This window comes from Xanthomonas sp. NCPPB 4467 (assembly GCF_041475665.2).
GTDB lineage: Bacteria > Pseudomonadota > Gammaproteobacteria > Xanthomonadales > Xanthomonadaceae > Xanthomonas > Xanthomonas dyei.
The window spans coordinates 1,583,807-1,603,255 of the sequence record NZ_CM191260.1; the positions used below are offsets into that span (position 1 = coordinate 1,583,807).

20 protein-coding genes and 1 other RNA gene are annotated in these 19,449 nt (G+C 65.0%); 7 read left to right on the plus strand and 14 right to left on the minus strand.

Annotation, left to right across the window (positions count from 1 at the left end; all coding sequences use genetic code 11):
• Positions 1-28: 28 nt before the first annotated feature.
• The 5 genes from ACCQ06_RS06875 to ACCQ06_RS06895 all read right to left on the minus strand — a co-directional run bounded on the left by ACCQ06_RS06875 (position 29) and on the right by ACCQ06_RS06895 (position 2,965).
• A complete protein-coding gene (locus tag ACCQ06_RS06875) occupies positions 29-826 on the minus strand; it encodes a M15 family metallopeptidase (protein WP_316691462.1) in 798 nt (265 codons plus the stop codon).
• Between the two features lie 15 nt (positions 827-841).
• The gene (locus ACCQ06_RS06880; RefSeq protein ID WP_316691463.1) at positions 842-1,453 is read right to left on the minus strand and encodes a PH domain-containing protein; all 612 of its coding nucleotides are present in this window, start codon (positions 1,451-1,453) and stop codon (positions 842-844) included.
• A 172-nt stretch (positions 1,454-1,625) separates the two neighbouring features.
• The gene (locus tag ACCQ06_RS06885) at positions 1,626-1,805 is read right to left on the minus strand and encodes a type II toxin-antitoxin system antitoxin (protein WP_104614152.1); all 180 of its coding nucleotides are present in this window, start codon (positions 1,803-1,805) and stop codon (positions 1,626-1,628) included.
• On the minus strand, positions 1,802-2,086 hold the full coding sequence (locus ACCQ06_RS06890) for a hypothetical protein (protein WP_104614151.1): 285 nt from the start codon (positions 2,084-2,086) through the stop codon (positions 1,802-1,804). The genes ACCQ06_RS06885 and ACCQ06_RS06890 overlap by 4 nt, the downstream gene beginning before the upstream one ends.
• A gap of 9 nt (positions 2,087-2,095) precedes the next feature.
• Positions 2,096-2,965 carry an SPFH domain-containing protein gene (locus tag ACCQ06_RS06895; RefSeq protein ID WP_316691466.1) on the minus strand — a complete coding sequence of 290 codons (870 nt, stop codon included), beginning with the start codon at positions 2,963-2,965 and terminating at the stop codon, positions 2,096-2,098.
• A 130-nt stretch (positions 2,966-3,095) separates the two neighbouring features.
• Between ACCQ06_RS06895 and purT the strand changes: the two genes are divergently transcribed.
• On the plus strand, positions 3,096-4,298 hold the full coding sequence (gene purT, locus ACCQ06_RS06900) for a formate-dependent phosphoribosylglycinamide formyltransferase (RefSeq protein ID WP_316691468.1): 1,203 nt from the start codon (positions 3,096-3,098) through the stop codon (positions 4,296-4,298).
• 264 nt (positions 4,299-4,562) lie between these two features.
• On the opposite strand, the gene ACCQ06_RS06905 is transcribed toward purT, so the two are convergent.
• Positions 4,563-5,813 carry an endonuclease/exonuclease/phosphatase family protein gene (locus ACCQ06_RS06905; protein ID WP_372365773.1) on the minus strand — a complete coding sequence of 417 codons (1,251 nt, stop codon included), beginning with the start codon at positions 5,811-5,813 and terminating at the stop codon, positions 4,563-4,565.
• A gap of 21 nt (positions 5,814-5,834) precedes the next feature.
• Positions 5,835-6,749, minus strand: a complete 915-nt coding sequence (locus tag ACCQ06_RS06910; RefSeq protein WP_104614147.1) for an arginyltransferase — start codon at positions 6,747-6,749, stop codon at positions 5,835-5,837.
• A 39-nt stretch (positions 6,750-6,788) separates the two neighbouring features.
• Here ACCQ06_RS06910 and ACCQ06_RS06915 point away from each other — a divergent pair, with 39 nt between their 5' ends.
• A complete protein-coding gene (locus ACCQ06_RS06915) occupies positions 6,789-7,388 on the plus strand; it encodes an EF-hand domain-containing protein (RefSeq protein WP_316691473.1) in 600 nt (199 codons plus the stop codon).
• A gap of 11 nt (positions 7,389-7,399) precedes the next feature.
• Here ACCQ06_RS06915 and ACCQ06_RS06920 read toward each other — a convergent pair.
• The 6 genes from ACCQ06_RS06920 to uvrA all read right to left on the minus strand — a co-directional run bounded on the left by ACCQ06_RS06920 (position 7,400) and on the right by uvrA (position 13,819).
• Positions 7,400-7,476, minus strand: a non-coding RNA gene (locus tag ACCQ06_RS06920) — sX9 sRNA.
• Between the two features lie 262 nt (positions 7,477-7,738).
• A complete protein-coding gene (locus tag ACCQ06_RS06925; protein WP_104614145.1) occupies positions 7,739-8,242 on the minus strand; it encodes a putative signal transducing protein in 504 nt (167 codons plus the stop codon).
• Positions 8,243-8,473: 231 nt separating this feature from the next.
• On the minus strand, positions 8,474-9,379 hold the full coding sequence (gene tesB / locus ACCQ06_RS06930; RefSeq protein ID WP_055845560.1) for an acyl-CoA thioesterase II: 906 nt from the start codon (positions 9,377-9,379) through the stop codon (positions 8,474-8,476).
• A gap of 72 nt (positions 9,380-9,451) precedes the next feature.
• Positions 9,452-10,222, minus strand: a complete 771-nt coding sequence (locus ACCQ06_RS06935; protein ID WP_104614144.1) for an enoyl-CoA hydratase/isomerase family protein — start codon at positions 10,220-10,222, stop codon at positions 9,452-9,454.
• Between the two features lie 226 nt (positions 10,223-10,448).
• Entirely contained in the window at positions 10,449-10,853 is a 405-nt protein-coding gene (locus ACCQ06_RS06940; RefSeq protein ID WP_055845555.1) for an acyl-CoA thioesterase, read from the minus strand.
• Entirely contained in the window at positions 10,853-13,819 is a 2,967-nt protein-coding gene (uvrA, locus tag ACCQ06_RS06945) for an excinuclease ABC subunit UvrA (protein WP_316691477.1), read from the minus strand. Before uvrA ends, ACCQ06_RS06940 begins: the two co-directional genes overlap by 1 nt.
• Positions 13,820-14,111: 292 nt before the next feature.
• Between uvrA and rplU the strand changes: the two genes are divergently transcribed.
• The 3 genes from rplU to obgE all read left to right on the plus strand — a co-directional run bounded on the left by rplU (position 14,112) and on the right by obgE (position 16,006).
• Positions 14,112-14,432, plus strand: coding sequence for a 50S ribosomal protein L21 (gene rplU / locus ACCQ06_RS06950; RefSeq protein ID WP_005989959.1), 321 nt, complete (start codon positions 14,112-14,114; stop codon positions 14,430-14,432).
• 12 nt (positions 14,433-14,444) lie between these two features.
• On the plus strand, positions 14,445-14,705 hold the full coding sequence (gene rpmA / locus ACCQ06_RS06955; protein WP_104614141.1) for a 50S ribosomal protein L27: 261 nt from the start codon (positions 14,445-14,447) through the stop codon (positions 14,703-14,705).
• A 251-nt stretch (positions 14,706-14,956) separates the two neighbouring features.
• The gene (obgE, locus tag ACCQ06_RS06960; RefSeq protein ID WP_104614140.1) at positions 14,957-16,006 is read left to right on the plus strand and encodes a GTPase ObgE; all 1,050 of its coding nucleotides are present in this window, start codon (positions 14,957-14,959) and stop codon (positions 16,004-16,006) included.
• Positions 16,007-16,097: 91 nt separating this feature from the next.
• Here obgE and rpsT read toward each other — a convergent pair whose 3' ends face one another.
• Positions 16,098-16,367 (minus strand): 30S ribosomal protein S20, encoded by a 270-nt coding sequence (rpsT, locus tag ACCQ06_RS06965; protein ID WP_002807888.1) that lies wholly within the window; start codon positions 16,365-16,367, stop codon positions 16,098-16,100.
• Positions 16,368-16,483: 116 nt separating this feature from the next.
• On the opposite strand from rpsT, the gene murJ reads away from it, so the two are divergent.
• Both murJ and ACCQ06_RS06975 read left to right on the plus strand, forming a co-directional pair.
• Positions 16,484-18,088 (plus strand): murein biosynthesis integral membrane protein MurJ, encoded by a 1,605-nt coding sequence (gene murJ, locus ACCQ06_RS06970; RefSeq protein WP_228322783.1) that lies wholly within the window; start codon positions 16,484-16,486, stop codon positions 18,086-18,088.
• A gap of 271 nt (positions 18,089-18,359) precedes the next feature.
• Positions 18,360-19,448 (plus strand): bifunctional riboflavin kinase/FAD synthetase, encoded by a 1,089-nt coding sequence (locus ACCQ06_RS06975; RefSeq protein ID WP_316691484.1) that lies wholly within the window; start codon positions 18,360-18,362, stop codon positions 19,446-19,448.
• Position 19,449 lies beyond the last annotated feature (1 nt).

Here is a 19,449-nt window from a genome sequence, read left to right on the forward strand (position 1 = left end):
ATCGCGCCGCACCTGATTGCGGCACGCATCAGGCCGCGTGCCACCGCCAATGCCAGGGTTCGTAGACGATGCCGTGCGGGTTGTCGCGCGGATAACTCAGGCGGTAGCCGAAGTGCGGCGCGTGACTGCGCAGCCAGGCAAACGCGGTGGTGGCCTCGAACGATTCCTCGGCCGGTGGTTCGCCCGGAGTGCCGATGTCGAGCGCATCGCCGCTGTGGTGTTCGCTGAAGCCCGGTGCGGCATTGACCGCCAAAATCTGCTCCAGCGTCAGCCCGTGTGCGAACTTGCGTTCGAAGATGCCCAGTTGGTAATCGTGGCTGCGGTAGCCGGAGATCGCATCGAGCACGATGTCCGCACGCAGCGCAGCCGCACGCATCTGCTGCCACGCACGCACGGCACCTGCGCTGAGCCAGAGCGGCCGGCCGAAGCGATCGTGCCCGGCGAACTGCAACGTTGCCGGTTCGGCGATCAGGCGCAGGCCGGTGCGTTGCACATAGTCATCGGCAACAAGCCCGAGCTGGGTCAGACGTTGCTGCACGCCGTCGACCGCAAGAACGCCCTCGTCGCGTGGGCTGGAACGCCCAGTGGCGCCCTGCAGCCGGTCCAGTGCCTCGTCCAGACCAGCTTCGCGCGCAAGTCGCGGCACCAGCGGCATCAGCCCGTGCGGCAGCTGCGCGGCCAGATAGCGCCCATCGCATTTGCGCCGCAGTAGCCAGTCGGCCTGCGCCAGTACGCGCGCATCGGCATTGCTGCGCGCGCGCATGAGGGCAGCTGGCACCAGTTCGATGGCGGTGGTGTTGAGCAGCAGGGACAGTCTTGGGCGCATCGCGACAGGGTAGGGCTAAGCGCGTTGCGCGGCCAGTTGCTGTAGATCCTGCAGCAGCTGGCGCGGCTGTTCGGGACTGAGCACGACGACGCTGCCGTCCTTCAGTGGGAGGGTCAGCACGCGGGCCGATTGGGTGATCAGATAGAACCCCGGGCCTGCCTGTCTGCTGCGGTAGTACCCGGAATGGAAACCCGGATAGCCAAAGCCCAACGACTTTCGGCCTGGCTTGAAGGCAGGGTGCTCGGCCAGATCGACCACGCGCGCCGTGTCCAGCCGCATCTGGTCGACAGGTACCTGCTTGGTGAACAGTGTCGAGCGCACGATCAAGCGGTCGTCCTGCAGTCGGATACCACGTCGCGCATGCGCGGCGGTGCAGCTCACTGCGATTGCCAGCAGCAATGCCAGGTGGGCGTACAGAGCGGCAGGATGTCCACTACGGACATTGTCCGCATGTACCACGACGATCACGCACGCGAAAGCCAGCAACGGAAGCCATAGCCACAGCGCAAGCCCCCAGGGCGCGACCGGAGCGACGGCGTACTCGCGTCCGTGCGGTGGCTGGCGGTGACCGGTGTGTGCCGTGTGCTGTGCAACGTTGCCGTGGCGTTGGCCGGATCGCGTCGTCATCAGGCGTCCTCGATCGGCACCTGTGGCGTGACGCTTGGCAATACGTGTGGGCGCACGACAGCGAGCATGCCGGGGTTGTTCGGTAGGGCCGCCGCGACCTGGACGTCATCGCCGTTGACGGCGTGGAGACATGACAGCGATGCCGCGATGCTTCGCCCGTTGCAGCGCCTGCTCATGTCTGCGACTCCTTGTCGCCCTGCGGCTTCGGCAAGCGCCCTGCCTTGCGCAGCGCATCGCGCAACACGTATTCGATCTGCGCGTTGAGGCTGCGCAACTCGTCGTCGGACCAGCGCTGCACGGCAGCCAGCACATCGGCGTTGATGCGCAGCGGATAGGCCTTCTTTTCGCTCACTCGCGCTCACCGCGGCCGCTGTGGCGGCGCAGGTGCATGACCATCGAGACGATCACGACGTTGACGCCGATGATCATGCCGATCACCACCGCATAGATGCCGGCGCGGTTGTCGCCGGCCCAGTACAGGCAGGCAGCACCGATCAGGATCACCAGGCTGATCAGCGCCCAACGCAGGCCCAGGCCGCGTGCGCGGTCGTCGTCGTCCGCACCGATGGAGGCGGCGATCGCCAAGGCGGGCAAACCGGACAGAGCGACCACCAACGGCACCATGACATTCATTGTTTCACCTCAATAGAGCGAGCCGGCGTTGACCACCGGTTGGGTGCCGCGGTCGGAGCACAACACGGTCAGCAAGTTGCTGACCATATGCGCCTTGCGCTCTTCGTCCAACTGCACCACGCCGTTTTTCTGCAACTCGGCCAGTGCCATCTCCACCATGCCCACGGCGCCCGCAACAATGCGCGTGCGTGCGGCGATCACCGCATTGGCCTGCTGGCGCTGCAGCATGGCCTGGGCGATTTCCGGTGCGTAGGCCAGGTGGCTGATGCGCGCTTCGATCACGTCCACGCCGGCCTGGGTCAGGCGTTCGTCCAGATGCCGCTTGAGCTGCTCACTGATTTCGGCCGGATGGCTGCGCAACGAAATCTGCCCGTCTTCATGCTGGTCGTAGGGATAGCTGGTGGCCATCGCGCGCAGCGCGGCTTCGGACTGGATATGCACGAAGCTTTCGTAATCGTCGACGTTGTAGACCGCCTCCGACGCGTCCATGACCTGCCACACGATCACGGCAGCAATTTCGATCGGGCTGCCATCCAGTTCGTTGACCTTGAGCCGGCCGCTTTCGAAATTGCGCACGCGCTGGCTGACCCGGCGTTTGGCGTAGAAGGGCACATTCCAGCGCAGGCCTGGGTCCTTGGCCGTGCCGACGTACTTGCCGAACAGGCTCAGCACCGCAGCCTGGTTCGGTTCCAGGGTGTAGAGGCCGGCGAGCATGAAGATGCATGCCGCGGCGACCAGGCCCGCTCCGACAAGCCCACCCGGCGTGATGCTGTTGCTGGCCATTGCCGTCAAGACGTACCAGGCTGCGCCGATGAGGCCGGCGCCGGCAACCAGGACGAGGGGGATGCCCGGCAATGAGCCAATCGGCTTCTCTTTCATGAGTGACTCTCCTTGGATGGCGAGGCAAGAATATATCAAAGTGATATCAATCGATGCAAGGATGCCAACCGAAGTTATCCATGCCGGCCCGTTAGAATGGCCGCCCCTTCCCGAATCTGGACCCGCGCTCATGACTACTCTCGGCACGCCGTTATCGCCTTCCGCCACCCGGGTGCTGTTGCTGGGATCGGGCGAACTGGGCAAGGAAGTGGCGATCGAGCTGCAGCGCTTCGGGGTGGAGGTGATCGCGGCCGATCGCTATGCAAATGCACCGGCGATGCAGGTGGCGCACCGCTCGCACGTGCTGGACATGCTCGATCCTGCCGCGCTGCGCGCGCTGATCGCCGCCGAGCAGCCGCACCTGATCGTGCCGGAGATCGAAGCCATCCATACCGAAACCCTGGTGGCGCTGGAGTGCGATCAGGGCCAGCGCGTGATCCCCACCGCGCGCGCCGCACGCCTGACCATGGACCGCGAAGGCATCCGCCGCCTGGCTGCCGAAACCCTGGGTCTGCCGACCTCGCCGTATCGCTTTGTCGACACCGCTGCCGAGTACCGCGATGCGATCGCCGCGGTTGGCCTGCCGTGTGTGGTCAAACCGGTGATGTCGTCCTCGGGCAAAGGCCAGAGCACCTTGCGCAGCGAGGCCGACATCGATGCGGCCTGGGACTACGCGCAGACCGGTGGACGTGCCGGCGCCGGGCGTTGCATCGTCGAAGGCTTCATCGATTTCGATTACGAGATCACCTTGCTGACCGTGCGGCACGCGGGCGGCACCTCGTACTGCGACCCGATCGGCCACTGGCAGCAGGATGGCGACTACCGCGAAAGCTGGCAGCCGCAACCGATGTCGGCTGCCGCACTGCAGCGCTCGCAGGAGATTGCGAAAGCCATCACCGACGATCTGGGCGGCTGGGGATTGTTCGGCGTGGAGTTGTTCGTCAAGGGCGACGAGGTGTGGTTCAGCGAAGTCTCGCCGCGCCCGCACGACACCGGGCTGGTAACGTTGGTGTCGCAGGAGTTGAGCGAATTCGCGCTGCACGCCCGCGCAATCCTCGGCCTGCCGGTGGGTGCTGAAAACGGTGGCGTCATCCGTCAGAGCGGCCCGTCGGCGTCCTGCGCGCTGCTTGCGCACGGTAATGGCGTGCCGGTGTTCGACAACGTTGCCGATGCATTGCGCGACCCGGACACCGCGCTGCGCTTGTTCGGCAAACCGCGCGTAGACGGCCACCGCCGTGTCGGCGTCACGTTGGCGCGCGCTGACAGCATCGATGCAGCACGCGAGAAAGCGCGTGTGGCGGCGGCAGCGTTGACGGTTCAGTTGAAAGACTGAGCAGTGCCTTGCTTGAAAGAATGCAGCTTGGTGCTGCACTTCTTTCAGAACGCCAGCTGCAAGCATGTGTCGATGCGTTTGCCATCAACAGCGATGGCAGGCTGTGCGAGCGATCACTCGCCGAAGTGCAGCTGTCGTCAGCTCTCTACAAGGCTAGCGCAAGCGATGCCTGCGTCCATGGACCCTGTCATCGCAGGCTTGGGAAGTACGGCAGATTCCAGAACGCGACGTTACCAATCCCAACTCCCTAATCGCTCATCCCGGCTACAAACCAACATCCACCCACACCGCATGATGGTCGCTGCCATCGGCAATTGCCGCTTCCGGGGCGGTGCTGGCCGGCCAGAAGATGCCGCTGCCGATCAGGGTGAACTGGTGCGACGGCAGCACGTAGTCCAGGCGCATGGTGCCGGCTTGCGGGCCGAAGTCACCGGTGACCTGGTGTGGGTCGCCGGTGTGCACGATGCCTTGCGCGGCGTAGTCGGCGGTCTTTTCCGGGCCGCCGTCGCTGCGCGGAGTGGGGTATTGCAGCACGCGCGGGTGATTGATCAGTGCGCGGATCGCGTCGTGGCGGCCGGCACCATCGATCGGATCGTTGTTCAGATCGCCCAGGATCACAAAGTGCGCATCGGCCGCCAGGCCGCCGCAGAGTCCCTTGTCATCGCATAGCCAGCGCTGGCTGTCGGCAGCGTTGTCCAGGTACGCACGCCACAGCGCGAGCTCGTCGTGGTTGCGTGCGGCGTTGCGCTTTTCCGCACCGTCGAACACCGGCGGGGTCGGATGCGACACCAGCGCATGCACGACACCGAGCGGCGTGCGCACCGGCACGTCCCAATGCGATTTTGACGATAGGCGCAGTTGCGGCCAGATCGCATCGCTATAGAACGACCGCCCGGTACCCGGATCCAGCGGCCGCAGCGCACCCGGCAGCGCGCTCCATTTCAACAGTTGAAAACTGCGTACGGCCTGCGCATCGATCGGATACCGCGACAGCAGCAGCATCCCGTACTGACCAGGGTGCAGCCCGTAGCCCCAGGCATCGTTGCCACGCGAGCGGCCGTCGCCTCCGACGGTACCGTTGCTGTCCAGATCCAGGCCGCTCGGCACGCCGGTGTTGACCGGTGCCAGATAGCGATACGGATAGCGCAACGGTTCGCCGCCGCCCGGCTGGGCGACCTGCAGGTAGCGCTGCTGGAACAGATCGGCGGCGCGGTGCTCCGGGTCGAAATCGAATTCGTTGAGCAACACCAGATCCGGACGTACGCGCTGCAGTACCGCAGCGATCTTGCGTGCATGCGCGCTGTCGCCCTGCAGTTCGCGCACCAGGCCGCCGGCCTCGTCGGAGTACAGCGAGGTGTTGTAGGTGGCGATGCGCAGCTGTGTCGGCACTGGTTCGCCGGTGGCGTTATCGGCCGATGCCGGCGTGCGATGGGTGCAGGCGGCGCAGAGCGCGGTCAGCGCAAGCAGCAGGAGAGGTCTGATCATCGCGCGATTCTCGCATGCTGGATGCGACAGGCCGATGTCGCGCGCTGCGATTCACGGCGCCGATGCGGTCGGCGGCAGCCCGCGCCACTGGCGGCCGTCGTAGGCTTCCAGTGCGCTGAAACGGCGCTTGTAATTCATCTTTGCATGGCCGTCGATCCAGTAGCCCAGATACACATGCGCGCGTCGCTCGCGCTGAGCCCATTGAATCTGCTGCAGGATCGCAAAGGTGCCCAGGCCGCGCGCGGCCGCGTCAGGCGCGTAGAACGTGTACACCGCAGACAACGCATGCTCGGTAACGTCGGTGACCGCAACGGCGAGCAGCCGCCCCGGTGCATGCGCCACCGCCGGTTCACGAATCTCCAGAAACCGCCCATGCGACCAGCCGCCGATCAGGAACTGATCGAATTCGGTGCCGCCATGCTCGTCCATGCCGCCACCGGGATGCCGGGATTTGAGGTACTGGCGATACAGGGCGAGTTGCTCGTCGGTGCGTTGCGCTGCGACCACACGCACGACCAGATCCTGATTGCGGGCAAGGCAACGGCGTTGACTGCGATCGGGTCGAAATGCATCCACTGCAATGCGCACCGGCACGCACGCGCGGCAGCGTTCGCAATGCGGCCGGTACACCAGATCGCCGGAGCGACGAAACCCCCATGCCAATGCCTGCGGATAGATCGTGCCCAGACGCGGGTCATGCGGGTCCAGCACCAGATCGCGCGCACGACGCTCGGGCCAGTAGCCGCAGGCATGCTCGCCGGTCTGGAACAGTCGCAGGTCGTCGTGGGTGTCGGCGTGGATGGCCATGCGCGCAGGATAGCGCCTGTGCGTCGCAACAGCGGCGACTGTCCGCCGGATGAATACGCCAGGTGTGCGCGTCAACGTGCGCGCCGATGGCTCGTTGATGTGAGTGTTGGTGGCAGCGCACGGCCTCTCCGGATGCGCCACCCACGCGATGCGGCCCATGCAGGTGCCGCGTGTGGTTCCCACAATCAGGAGTTTCTCATGACGTCTCGCAAACCTTTCCTCGCCCTGGCCGTGCTGGCTGCGCTGTCCACCGGCGTCGTGTTCGCTGCCACTCCGCCTGCTGCCGGCGATGCACCGCGTCCTGGCAAGCTCGACAGCAACAACGATGGCGTCATCGATCGTAGCGAAGCCGCCGCCGACCCCAAGCTGGCCGCGCAGTTCGACACGTTGGACACCAACAAGGACGGCAAGCTCTCGCGCGATGAGCGCCCGCGGCATCGCGGCCCGGGCCGTGAGGGACGTGGCGACTGGATGGCTAAACTCGACACCAACAAGGACGGCCGCATCAGCCGCGAGGAAGCCAAGGCCGACCCGAAGTTTGCCGCGCGCTTCGATCAGATGGACGTCAACAAGGACGGCTTTGTGGATCGCGCCGACCGTGAGCTACGCATGCAGCAGCATCGCGATGCGTGGTTTGCCAAGGCCGACACCGACAAGGACGGCAAGCTGAGCAAGGCCGAGTTCGACGCCGCATCCAAGATGCGCGGCGAGCATGGTCCGCGTGGCCCGGGTGAGCACGGCGACCGTGGCGATCACGGCAAGCGTCCGATGCCGGCCAAGCCTGCTGCGGGTAACTGAGCATTGAAAGCGGAAAACAAAACGTAGCGAGCAGTCGTCAGGTGGGTCCGGACGGCGCGCTCAGAACCGGAGCGTGCGGGTGGTACGTGCAGATTCCGAGCACCGGCCGCGCGCGCCTGGCGGCAAGCACGGTAGTTCTGTGAGCTGTTCTTAGGTGGAGTGCAACTGGTTGAGTAGTGCAGTGGTGGGATGGCATCGCCGTCATGGCGATGACTCATTCGCAACAGGTAACAAGGCGCCGATCGACAAACGGCCTCCCGCGTCAGCAGGAGGCCGTTTTTTTTGTGTGTGCGTTGCCAGGTCGGCTAAACCCGGTGAGTCCACGCCACGGCACCGCAGCGCAGAGGCGCTCAGCGTGCCGGCTGAATCCGCACCCGCATTTCGTCGTCCTCCACCGGCGGCGTTGCGTCCGGTGCCGATTGCGATGCGGGCTGTGTTGCCGGGGCGACCGGCGCCGGTGCGCTGCGATGGCGCATCACCACAAACATGGCCACCGCACCGATCACCAGCAACAGCACCAGACGGATGCGCCAGGCCCAGCTGCGCGCGGTGGTGCTGGAGCCGTTTTCGCCTTCGCGGAAGGTGTATTCCACATTCGGCAGATCGCGGCGTGTGGTGTCGAGCAGGCGTGCATCGCGCAGCAGGTCGCGCGCGCGCGGCTGGTCGTCGGCATGCACGATCCACACGGTGGGATACGCCTGCGCGTTGCCTTGCTCCAGGTAGCTGAACTGCCCGGTGCGCTTGCTCTCATACGAGCGGCCATTGCTCATGCGCACATCGATGCCCGCGTTACGCAATAGATCGGCCACGCCCTCGGCGGTTTCGATACGTTGACTGCTGAAGATCTTGCGCATGCTGGTGGAAACCGCCGTTGGGTCCGGAACAGATGGCGCCAGTGCTGCGCCGGTTCAAGATGAAAAGAAGGATGTCGGTAATGACTGTCGCTAAGTGGCTGCACGCGCGCCGGTGAGCTGGCCGGCGCGTCGTCGTAACAGCTTGCGTGCTGCGCGGCGAACCGGCCGCATGCCCACCACCTGCGCCATCGATTGATGAGTCTGCGACACGACAGCGCCACCCATCTGCGCCTAGCCCTTGGCCGGCACGGCAATCGCGCTGCCCTCGGGCACTACGCGGATCAGGCCTTCCTGCGTGGTGCTGGCCACCAGCACGCCATCGCGGGTGAAGAACTGCCCACGTGCCAGGCCGCGTGAGCCCTGCGCGGTGGGGCTGTCCAACGAGTACAGCAGCCAATCGTCGGTGCGGAAGGGGCGGTGGAACCACAGCGCATGGTCGAGCGAGGCCATCTGCACATTCGGCGTGTAATAACTGATGCCGTGCGGAAACGTGGAGGTGCCCAGCAACTGAAAATCCGAGGCGTAGGCCAGCAGCACCTGGTGCAGGCCGACATCGTCGCCGATCGGGTCGTTCAGACGCAGCCACATCTGCTGGAACGGTGGTCGCTTGGGTGGCTTGAGTTCGTCGCGCGGAAAGACGTGACGAAACTCGAACGGGCCACCGCGCGAGAGCCAGCGCTGCACCTTTGCCGGCAGGTTCGCCAGCACCTCCGGCGCAAGCGGTGCGGCCGGTTCGATGTCTTCCGGCGGCGGCACCACCGGCATTACTGACTGATGCTCGGCACCGTCTTCGTGCTCCTGAAACGAGGCCGCGCAGAAAAAGATCACCTTGCCGTGCTGGATCGCAGTGACCCGCCGGACCGAGAAACTGCCGCCATCGCGGGTGCGGTCGACGTCGTAGACGATCGGGTGGTCGATATTGCCGGCACGCAGAAAATAGGCATGCAGCGAATGCGCCTGGCGGCCGTTTTCCACCGTGGCCTGCGCGGCCGACAGGGCCTGGCCCAGCACCTGTCCACCGAACACGTACTTGGTGCCGATGTCGCGGCTCTGGCCGCGAAACAGATTGTCTTCCAGGCGCTCCAGCGACAGCAGACTGATCAGTTCGGAGACGACGGGTTCGGCGGTGGCGGACAAGGGGCTGGCCTGGGCGTGCGACGGACCACGATTATAGCGGGCCGCCTGCATGCCACCGTGCCAGGGGCGGACTCAAGCTTTTTGCAGCCGTGCGACCAGGCCCCGCAGTGCGGCCTGGGCATCGGGCGCGTACCAACCATCGACGAAGCGCTCCAGCTGGATCAACTCCGGCGCCAGCGCCGCGCGCAAATCCGCCCTGGCCACCGCGCGCGTGGCCAGCATCGGCTGCCGTGGCAGGTGCTGCAGCTCCTGCAGCCACGCCACCGCACGTGCGGTGACAAGTTCGCCGTCCACCAGCTCGTCCACCAGGCCGATCTGGGCGGCCTGTTCGGCGGGCAGCAATTGCCCGGAAATCAGCAAGCGTTCGGCGCGATGCGCGCCGACCACGCGGCGCAGCAGTCGCTGGATACCTTCCGGTGCCGCCAACCCCACCTGCACTTCGTTCAGGCCGATGGTGTAGGGCCGCGCGGTATCGGCGCTACGTGCCATCACCCGGTAATCGCAGCACAGCGCCAGCACGCAACCACCGGCCGGTGCATGGCCCCCGATCGCCGCCGCCACCGGTACCGGGCAATTGGCCAGCGCCTGCGCTGCCTCGAAGAAGGCCGTCCAGCTGGCCAGCAGCGCAGCGCGGTCGGTGCCATGCGACAGCAGGTACGGCACGTCCATGCCGCCGGAAAAAATGCGTTCGCTGCCCGACAGCACCACGCCGTCGACCGTAGCGTCCAGCTCCTGCACGGCCGCGCTCAGTGCCTGGCAGAGCGCGGTATCCAGTGCATTGACCGGCGGGCGGGCCAGACGGATTTCGCGAAGACGGCCGTGGTCGAGGATTTGGATGCTCATGCGAGGCTCCTGAAAGTCGGGCCATGATAGACGGCCGTCGCTGCATGCGGTGCGTACATGCAAGCGCGCTGCTGGTTCGGTGGTGCGTGTGGGCGCAGGCGCATTGCAGCATCAAGCGCACATGCGGAGCTAGCTATTTCACCAGGGCCGGGAAACGCGCAAGTAAAACGGCGGCTCCATAAAGAAGCCGCCGTGTGTCATTCAACCGCGTCTGTGCTGCGCGCGATCAGCTGCTCGCTGCGCGCACCGGCTCCGGCAGTGCCGCGCTCTTGCCGGTCTGCGTATCGATCCACACCACCACCACGTTGCCGTCCGAATACAGCACGCCCTCGTCCTTCTGGTCGACGATGCGATGGCCGATGGTGATGCTGCTGCTGCCCAGACGCTCGACAAACAACTCCACCGTGATGTCGTTGGGCCACACCAGCGGGCGTTTGTAGTTGACGTTGGTGGCGGCGACCACTGGCGCGATACGGTCGGTCATCGACACGCCCTGCACACCCAGCATCCAGCGCACGCGCGCCTCTTCCAGATACGAAATGTACTTGGCGTTGTTGACATGGCCCATGCTGTCCATGTCGCGCCAGCGCACGCTGATCGGGATGCGTGCCAGGATCTTGTGTTCGCTCATCAGCTTGCCTTCTTCTTTGCAGTCTTCTTGGTGGCGGACTTGGCGACCTTGGCCACCTTCTCCGGTTTGACCTTGCGTGGTGGGCGCGCATCCGGCTTGTTGGCCATTGCGGCCGGGCGGGTCTCGCGTGCATTGACCGACGGCAGCATCTTGGCCAGGAACTGCCCGGTGTAGGACGCCTCGTGCGCTGCCACGTCTTCCGGTGTGCCGGACACCAGGATGGTGCCGCCACGATGGCCGCCTTCCGGACCCAGATCCACGATCCAGTCGGCAGTCTTGATCACATCCAGATTGTGTTCGATCACCACCACCGTGTTGCCCTCGTCGCGCAACTTGTGCAGCACGCCGAGCAGCGCTTCGATGTCGTGGAAGTGCAGGCCGGTGGTCGGTTCGTCGAGGATGTACAAGGTGCGCCCGGTATCGCGGCGCGACAGTTCCTTGGACAGCTTCACACGCTGCGCCTCACCGCCGGACAGCGTGGTCGCGCTCTGGCCCAGCTTGATGTAGCTCAGGCCCACATCGACCAGCGTTTCCAGCTTGCGCGCGATCGATGGCACCGGCTCGAACAGGCGCAGCGCGTCTTCCACAGTCATCTGCAACACGTCGCTGATGTTGAAGCCCTTGTAACGGATCTCCAGCGTCTCGCGGTTATAGCGTTTGCCATGGCAGACATCGCACGGCACATACACGTCGGGCAGGAAGTGCATCTCTACCTTGATCATGCCGTCGCCCTGACATGCCTCGCAGCGGCCGCCACGCACGTTGAAGCTGAAACGCCCCGGCGAATAGCCGCGCGCACGCGATTCGGGCACCTGGGCGAACAGCTCGCGCAGTGGGGTGAACATGCCGGTGTAGGTCGCCGGGTTGGAACGCGGCGTGCGCCCGATCGGCGACTGGTCGATATCCACGACCTTGTCGAACAGGTCCAGATTTTCCACTTCGCGATGCGGTGCCACCGTATGCGAGGCGCCGTTGATCTCGTTGGCGGCCAGCGTGAACAAGGTATCGTTGATCAGGGTCGACTTGCCCGAGCCGGACACGCCGGTGATGCAGGTCAACAGGCCGGCCGGAATGTCCAGGTCGACGTTCTTGAGGTTGTTGCCGGTGGCCCCACGTAGATGCAGCATCATCTTCGGGTTGGGCTTGTGGCGCTGCTTGGGAATCTCGATGCGGCGCTTGCCGGACAGGTATTGGCCGGTCAGCGAGCGTGGCGACTCCAGAATGTCCTGCAGCGTGCCCTGTGCGCAGATTTCGCCACCGTGCACGCCGGCACCGGGGCCGATGTCCAGTACGTGATCGGCCAGCCGGATCGCGTCTTCGTCATGCTCGACAACGATTACCGTATTGCCCAGGTCGCGCAATCGCGTCAGCGTGCCGAGCAGGCGTTCGTTGTCGCGCTGATGCAGGCCGATCGACGGCTCATCCAGTACGTACATCACCCCGACCAGGCCGGCGCCGATCTGGCTGGCCAGACGGATGCGCTGCGCTTCGCCGCCAGACAAGGTGTCGGCCTTGCGCTCGAGGGTGAGGTAATCCAGGCCGACATCGACCAGGAAGCCCAGGCGCTCGGCGATCTCCTTGACGATCTTGCTGGCGATCTCGCCGCGCCAACCCGGCAGCGACAGTCCGCGGAAAAAGTTCAGCGCTTCATTGACCGGCAGCACCACCAACTCCGGCAGCGGGCGGTCGGCCACAAACACGTTGCGCGCAGCGCGATTCAGGCGTGTGCCGTTGCAGGCAGGGCAGGGCTGCTGGCTGACGTACTTGGTCAGCTCTTCGCGCACGGCCGGCGATTCGGTCTCGCGGTAGCGCCGTTCCAGATTCGGCAGGATGCCTTCGAAGCGATGCTTGCGCGTGGTGCGCCCGCCCGCATCGGTGAAGTAGGTGAAGCTGATCACCTCATCGCCGCTGCCGAACAAGACCGCCTGGCGTACCTTGGCCGGCAGCGTGTTCCACACCGCATCCACGTCGAACTTGTAGTGCTTGGCCAGCGAGGCGATCAGCTGGAAATAATAGGCATTGCGCCGATCCCAACCACGTACCGCACCCGCAGACAACGACAGTTCCGGATGTACCACCACCCGGTCCGGGTCGAAGAATTCGGCCACGCCCAGGCCATCGCAACTGGGACAGGCGCCCACCGGTGCGTTGAACGAAAACAGCCGCGGTTCCAGCTCCGGCAGCGAGTAATCGCAGACCGGGCAGCTGTACTTGGACGAGAACAGATGCGGGGCTGCGGCCGGGTCGTCCAGCGACTGCACCGCCACCATGCCTTCGCCGAGCTTGAGCGCGGTTTCGAAACTTTCCGCCAGCCGCTGCTTGATGTCTTCGCGCGGACGGAAACGGTCGATCACCGCTTCGATGGTGTGCTTCTGGCGCAGCGCCAGTGCCGGCACCGCATCGATCTCGTACAACTCGCCATCCACGCGCACGCGCACGAAGCCCTGCGCACGCAGTTGTTCGAATACCTGCGCATGCTCGCCCTTGCGGTCACGGATCACCGGTGCCAGCAACATGTAGCGCTGCTCCTGATCCTGGGTGAGCATGTGGTCGACCATCTGGCTGACGGTCTGCGCTTCCAGCGGGAAACCGTGATCCGGGCAGCGCGGCTGGCCGACGCGTGCATACAGCAGGCGCAGGTAGTCGTAGATCTCGGTGATCGTGCCCACGGTGGAGCGCGGGTTGTGCGAGGTGGACTTCTGTTCGATCGAAATCGCCGGGGACAGGCCTTCGATATGGTCCAGGTCCGGCTTTTCCATCACGCTGAGGAACTGGCGCGCATACGCCGACAGCGACTCGACGTAGCGGCGCTGGCCCTCCGCATAAATGGTGTCGAACGCCAACGACGACTTGCCCGAGCCGGACAAGCCGGTGATCACGATCAGTTTGTCGCGAGGCAGGTCGAGGTCGATGTTCTTGAGGTTGTGCGTCCGCGCGCCGCGGATGCGGATGAAATCCATCGCCATGGGGGATCCGATGTCGGGCCGGCGAACCGGCAGTGGTGCGAGCGTGCTCAGCAGGAATGAGTGGCAGTCGATCAGCCTACCCGCCGACCTAGGTGAGGGCAATTGCCCCAAATGCCAGTCTGACCGGGCCGTTGTGGCGACCGGATGATGCGTTGCCCCCGCCCGATTCGGGTGCGCGACGGCAGAACTGCTTGCCGGTTGACCCGAAACCCGCTAAGCCAGTACAATCCCGCTCCTGTCTGCCCTAGGGCACGTCAGTGCGACCATAATAACTACAGAGGAAAACCTGGTCATGTACGCAGTTCTGGTAACCGGCGGTAAGCAATACCGCGTCGCGCAGGGCGAAACGCTCCGCGTGGAAAAGCTCGAAGTCGAAGCAGGCAACGAGATCAAGTTTGACACCATCCTGATGCTGGGCGATAGCGATGGCATCAAGCTGGGCGATGCGCTGAAGGGCGCCTCGGTCACCGCCAAGGTTGTGGCCCATGGCCGCGCCGACAAGGTGCGCATCATCAAGTTCCGTCGCCGCAAGCACCACATGAAGCGTCAGGGACACCGTCAGTACTACACCGAAATCGAGATCACCGGCATCGCCGGTGGCGACAAGAAGTAAGGAGAACCAGTCATGGCACATAAAAAGGGCGTAGGTTCCTCGCGCAACGGTCGCGATTCCAACCCGAAGTACCTCGGCGTCAAGATCTTCGGTGGCCAGGCCATCGGCGCCGGCAACATCATCGTGCGTCAGCGCGGCACCCAGTTCCACCCGGGCGCTGGCGTCGGCCTGGGCCGCGACCACACGCTGTTTGCGCTGGTCAACGGCAAGGTCGAGTTCTCGGTCAAGGGTGCGAAGAAGCGTCGTACCGTCAGCGTGGTTGCCGAGGCGTAATCGCCCGCTCCATGCAGGCCAGTTCACAGCCGCGCCAGCGCGGTTGCGAACGACACGGAGAGCCCCGCTTCGGCGGGGTTTTTCGTTTGACGGCTGGGAATCGGGAATGGGGAATGGGAATCGGAAAAGCCGGCTCCTAACTCCGTTTCGCTCTCTGCTGTCGTGCCGGTGAGTGCGCTCGCTGGCAGGAGTCACGCCGCTTTTCTATGGCCGATTCCCCCTCCCTATTCCCAATTCCCGGTTGTAAGCTCATGAAGTTAGTCGACGAAGCAGAAATCCTGGTGACCGCCGGTAATGGCGGCAATGGCTGTGTCGGCTTTCGCCGCGAGAAGTTCATTCCGCTTGGCGGGCCCGACGGTGGCGACGGCGGTGCTGGCGGCAGCGTCTGGATCGTCGCCGACGAGAACGTCAACACCCTGGTCGACTTCCGTCATGAGCGCACCTTCAAGGCGCAGCGCGGCGAGAACGGCATGGGCCGCCAGGCCTATGGCAAGGGTGGCGAAGATCGCGTCATCGTGGTGCCGGTCGGCACCATGGTCGTCAATGTGCAGACCGATGAAGTGATCGGCGACCTCACCCAGCACGGCGATCGCCTGCTGGTCGCCAAGGGCGGCAAGGGCGGCCTTGGCAACATGCATTTCAAAAGCTCGGTCAACCGTGCGCCGCGCCAGTCCACCACCGGTGAGGAAGGCGAAGAGCGCCTGCTCAAGCTGGAGCTCAAGCTGCTGGCCGATGTCGGCCTGCTGGGCTTCCCCAACGCCGGCAAGAGCACGTTGATCCGCGCGGTGTCCTCGGCAACGCCCAAGGTGGCCGACTATCCGTTCACCACGCTGTATCCGAATCTGGGTGTGGTCAGCGTCGAGGCCTACCGCAGCTTTGTGATCGCCGACGTGCCGGGCCTGATCGAAGGTGCCGCCGATGGCGCCGGCCTGGGCACGCAGTTCCTGCGCCATTTGCAGCGCACGCGCCTGCTGCTGCATCTGGTGGATATTTCGCCGATGGACGGGGGTGTGGATGCGTCGCCGGTGGATCAGGTGCGCACCATCGAGCGCGAGCTGGAGCGCCACGACCCCGAGCTGCTGAAGAAGCCGCGTTGGCTGGTGCTCAACAAGGCCGACCTGATGTTCGAGGACGAGGCGCGTGCCGCCGCCGAAACCATCGTGGCCGAGCTGGGCTGGACCGCGCCGTGGTACCTGGTGTCCGCGCTGGGGCGCGATGGCACCTTCCCGATCATGAAGGACGTCATGGCATTCTTCGACCGTCAGCGCGAGGACGAGCTCGAGGCGCGCAATGCGGGCTGAGTGTACGGACAGGCACACAAAAAACCCGGCCGAGGCCGGGTTTTTCTGTGCTACCGGAAGTCAGGCTTCCGGCGACGTCGCAGCTGATCGCTTACGCGGCCTTGATGGCCTTGATGCGAGCGGTCAGGCGGCTCTTGTGACGCGCAGCCTTGTTCTTGTGAATCAGGCCACGGGCGCTGAAACGGTCGAGGATGGGCTGCGCAACGGCGAAAGCAGCTTCGGCGCCTGCAGCATCGTTGGCGTCAAGGGCCTTGATCACCTTCTTGACGGCGGTGCGCAGCATCGAACGCTGGCCCGTGTTGCGCTCGTTGCGCACGACGGTCTGCTTGGCGCGCTTCTTGGCGGACTTGATATTGGCCACGGTGGTGGGTTCCTGAAAAATCGGTATGGTGGAAAAAGCAAGCGGGAAAGTATGATGGGCTTAGTTATGTACGTCAAGTCAGTTGTCAAGAGGGAGGCTGCGTGAGCAAGCCTGGCATGTTGAGGGGCCTGCTCTCATTCAGCAGTATGACCATGGTGTCGCGGGTGCTGGGACTGGTGCGCGACCAAGTCATCACCACCACCTTCGGCACCAACGCGGTGACCGATGCCTTTTGGGTGGCCTTCCGGGTACCCAATTTCCTGCGCCGGCTCTTTGCCGAAGGCTCCTTCGCCACCGCGTTCGTGCCGGTGTTCACCGAGGTCAAGGAAACCCGTCCGCACGCCGAGCTGCGCGAGTTGATGGCGCGCGTGGCCGGCACCCTGGGTGGAACGCTACTGCTGGTCACCGCGCTGGCGCTGATCTTCGCGCCGGCGCTGGCCACGCTGTTTTCCAGCGGGGTCGATACGGATCCGGCCAAGCATGGCCTGCTGGTGGATCTGTTTCGTCTGACGTTCCCGTTCCTGCTCTTCGTCTCGCTGACCGCGCTGGCGGGCGGGGCGCTGAACAGTTTTCAGAAGTTCGCCATGCCGGCGCTGACTCCGGTGATCCTCAACCTGTGCATGATCGCCGGCGCCGTGTGGCTGGCGCCGAAGCTGGGTGGTACGCCGGAGAAGCAGATCATCGCGCTGGGCTGGGCGGTGCTGGCGGCAGGCATGCTGCAGTTGTTGTTCCAGCTGCCTTCGCTGAAAGGCATCAACCTGCTGACCCTGCCGCGCTGGGGCTGGCGACATCCAGGGGTGCGCAAGGTGCTGACCCTGATGGTGCCGACCCTGTTTGGCTCATCGATCGCGCAGATCAACCTGCTGCTGGACACCGTCATCGCGGCCAAGCTGACCGATGGCTCGCAGTCGTGGCTGTCGCTGGCCGACCGCTTCCTGGAACTGCCGCTGGGTGTGTTCGGGGTGGCGCTGGGCACGGTGATCCTGCCGGCGCTGGCGCGCCATCACGTCAAGACCGACCGCGTGGCGTTTTCCAGTGCGTTGGACTGGGGCTTCCGCACCACGCTGTTGATTGCGATGCCGGCAATGCTCGGATTGCTGCTGCTGGCCGAGCCGCTGGTGGCGACCTTGTTCCAGTATCGGCAGTTCACTGCCTTCGATACGCGGATGACCGCGATGTCGGTCTACGGCCTGAGCTTCGGTCTGCCGGCCTACGCCATGCTCAAGGTGGTGCTGCCGGCGTTCTACGCCCGCCAGGACACCCGCACCCCGGTGCGTGCCGGCGTGGCGGCGCTGATCGCCAACATGGTGTTCAACTTCGCGTTGCTGGCGGTGGTCTACCAGATCATGGTGCCGCCCGAACTCAAGGCGCAGGGCGTAATGCAGGCGCTGGGCAAGCAGCCTGGCCTGCACCTGGCGCTGGGCATAGCGAGCGCGCTGTCGAGTTATCTCAACCTGGGTTTGCTGTGGTACTGGCTCGGCAAGTCCGGGGTGTACCAGCGCCGGCCGGGGTGGGGCGGCTATGCAGCGCGCCTGCTGCTGGCATGCGCGGCGATGGTGACAGTGCTGTTGGGCCTGCTGTGGTGGCTGCCATCGTTCACCGTGATGGAGAAGTGGGATCGTATCGGTTGGTTGGCGGTGCTGGTCGGCAGTGGCGGGCTGACCTATGTGGTCGCGCAACTGGCGTTGGGCTTGCGGCCGCGGCATCTGCGCGAGAGCTGAGTCGCGGATGCCGAACACTGTAGTGGTCCCCGGCGAGCGCCGCTGATGTCTGCGCTCTTCAAGGGCCGCGCAGTCGTGGAAGCTCCGCCGCGGTCTTTGCCGACGGTGCGGCTGGGGGGCGATTGTCGGCCGCCGCCCGCCAAGGCCGCGTGTGCTGGTGACGCTGCGCGTGCCGGGGCCCCGCCCATGCGGCTTGACAGGCACGGCTATACTTGCAGGTTATGTATCAGCGAGGGTCGGCCGCCAGGTCGGCATCTGTTTGGATCGAGGAATGAGCAGGCTGTTTAGAGACGTCGAGGGCGGGACGCTGTTCCCGCACGGAAGCGTGGTCTGCATCGGCGCCTTCGATGGCCTGCACCTGGGGCATCGGACGTTGGTGCAGCACGCCATCGCGCGTGCGCGTGCGTTGGGCGTGCCAGCGGTGGCGTTGAGCTTCGAGCCGCTGCCGCGCGAATTTTTCGCCCCGGCCGCGCCGCCGCCGCGGCTGACCCTGGCGCGCGCCAAGATCGAAGGCCTGTACGACTTCGGTGCCGACAGCGTTGGCCTGATCCGTTTCGACGGCCGCTTGTCGGCCATGCCTGCAGAAGAGTTCGTGCGCCTGGCGCTGGTGGGTCGGCTGTGTGCGCGCGAAGTGTGGATCGGCCCGGAGTTCCGGTTCGGCCATCGGCGTGGCGGCGATATCGCATTGCTGCATGCGTTGGGTGAGCAGCATGGATTTGCGGCTGGCGAAATCGCGCCGGTGCACCTGCATGGCGAACGGATTTCTGCCACGCGCATTCGCGAGCTGCTGGGCACCGGCGAGTTCGTGCATGCCGGCGAACTGCTCGGCCGCCCGTATACCATCGGTGGGCGGGTGGTGCGCGGCAAACAACTGGGGCGCACGCTGGGCTACCCGACTGCCAATCTGCGGTTTCCGCGCACTCCTGCGTTATCGGGCATCTATGCGACCTGGGTGCATGGCGTGGCCGAGCGGCCGTGGCCATCGGTGTCCAGCTTCGGAACGCGGCCCACCGTGGCCGGTGTGGAGCCGTTGCTGGAAGCGCACCTGTTCGATTTTCAGGGCGATCTGTATGGCCGGCATATCGAAGTCGAATTCGTCGCCAAGCTGCGCGACGAAGAAAAGTTCGATGGGCTCGATGCGCTCACCGTGCAGATGCACCGCGATGCCGAGCAGGCGCGCGCCGTGCTCAAGGCGAGCCCTTCGCGACTGCCTGCTGCCGATGAAAGCGTTGCACGCTCCGCCGGTCTTTCCATGCAGGGGCAACACGGCGGTTCTTCGCGCCGCTTGGCAGAGGCAGACGCCGTCGATGCCACTCCCTCGCAACATCCCCGTCCATCACCTCATGCAGCGCAACGGTAGA

Excerpts from the sequence above, each read along its gene's own strand:
- uvrA (WP_316691477.1), bottom strand. The coding sequence starts at position 13,819 with ATGGCGATGGATTTCATCCGCATCCGCGGCGCGCGGACGCACAACCTC.
- murJ (WP_228322783.1), top strand. The coding sequence starts at position 16,484 with ATGTTGAGGGGCCTGCTCTCATTCAGCAGTATGACCATGGTGTCGCGG.
- ACCQ06_RS06890 (WP_104614151.1), bottom strand. The coding sequence starts at position 2,086 with ATGAATGTCATGGTGCCGTTGGTGGTCGCTCTGTCCGGTTTGCCCGCC.
- ACCQ06_RS06880 (WP_316691463.1), bottom strand. The coding sequence starts at position 1,453 with ATGACGACGCGATCCGGCCAACGCCACGGCAACGTTGCACAGCACACG.
- obgE (WP_104614140.1), top strand. The coding sequence starts at position 14,957 with ATGAAGTTAGTCGACGAAGCAGAAATCCTGGTGACCGCCGGTAATGGC.
- ACCQ06_RS06895 (WP_316691466.1), bottom strand. The coding sequence starts at position 2,965 with ATGAAAGAGAAGCCGATTGGCTCATTGCCGGGCATCCCCCTCGTCCTG.
- ACCQ06_RS06975 (WP_316691484.1), top strand. The coding sequence starts at position 18,360 with ATGAGCAGGCTGTTTAGAGACGTCGAGGGCGGGACGCTGTTCCCGCAC.
- rplU (WP_005989959.1), top strand. The coding sequence starts at position 14,112 with ATGTACGCAGTTCTGGTAACCGGCGGTAAGCAATACCGCGTCGCGCAG.
- ACCQ06_RS06910 (WP_104614147.1), bottom strand. The coding sequence starts at position 6,749 with ATGGGCCGCATCGCGTGGGTGGCGCATCCGGAGAGGCCGTGCGCTGCC.
- ACCQ06_RS06925 (WP_104614145.1), bottom strand. The coding sequence starts at position 8,242 with ATGCGCAAGATCTTCAGCAGTCAACGTATCGAAACCGCCGAGGGCGTG.
- purT (WP_316691468.1), top strand. The coding sequence starts at position 3,096 with ATGACTACTCTCGGCACGCCGTTATCGCCTTCCGCCACCCGGGTGCTG.
- ACCQ06_RS06940 (WP_055845555.1), bottom strand. The coding sequence starts at position 10,853 with ATGAGCGAACACAAGATCCTGGCACGCATCCCGATCAGCGTGCGCTGG.
- ACCQ06_RS06875 (WP_316691462.1), bottom strand. The coding sequence starts at position 826 with ATGCGCCCAAGACTGTCCCTGCTGCTCAACACCACCGCCATCGAACTG.
- ACCQ06_RS06915 (WP_316691473.1), top strand. The coding sequence starts at position 6,789 with ATGACGTCTCGCAAACCTTTCCTCGCCCTGGCCGTGCTGGCTGCGCTG.
- ACCQ06_RS06935 (WP_104614144.1), bottom strand. The coding sequence starts at position 10,222 with ATGAGCATCCAAATCCTCGACCACGGCCGTCTTCGCGAAATCCGTCTG.
- rpmA (WP_104614141.1), top strand. The coding sequence starts at position 14,445 with ATGGCACATAAAAAGGGCGTAGGTTCCTCGCGCAACGGTCGCGATTCC.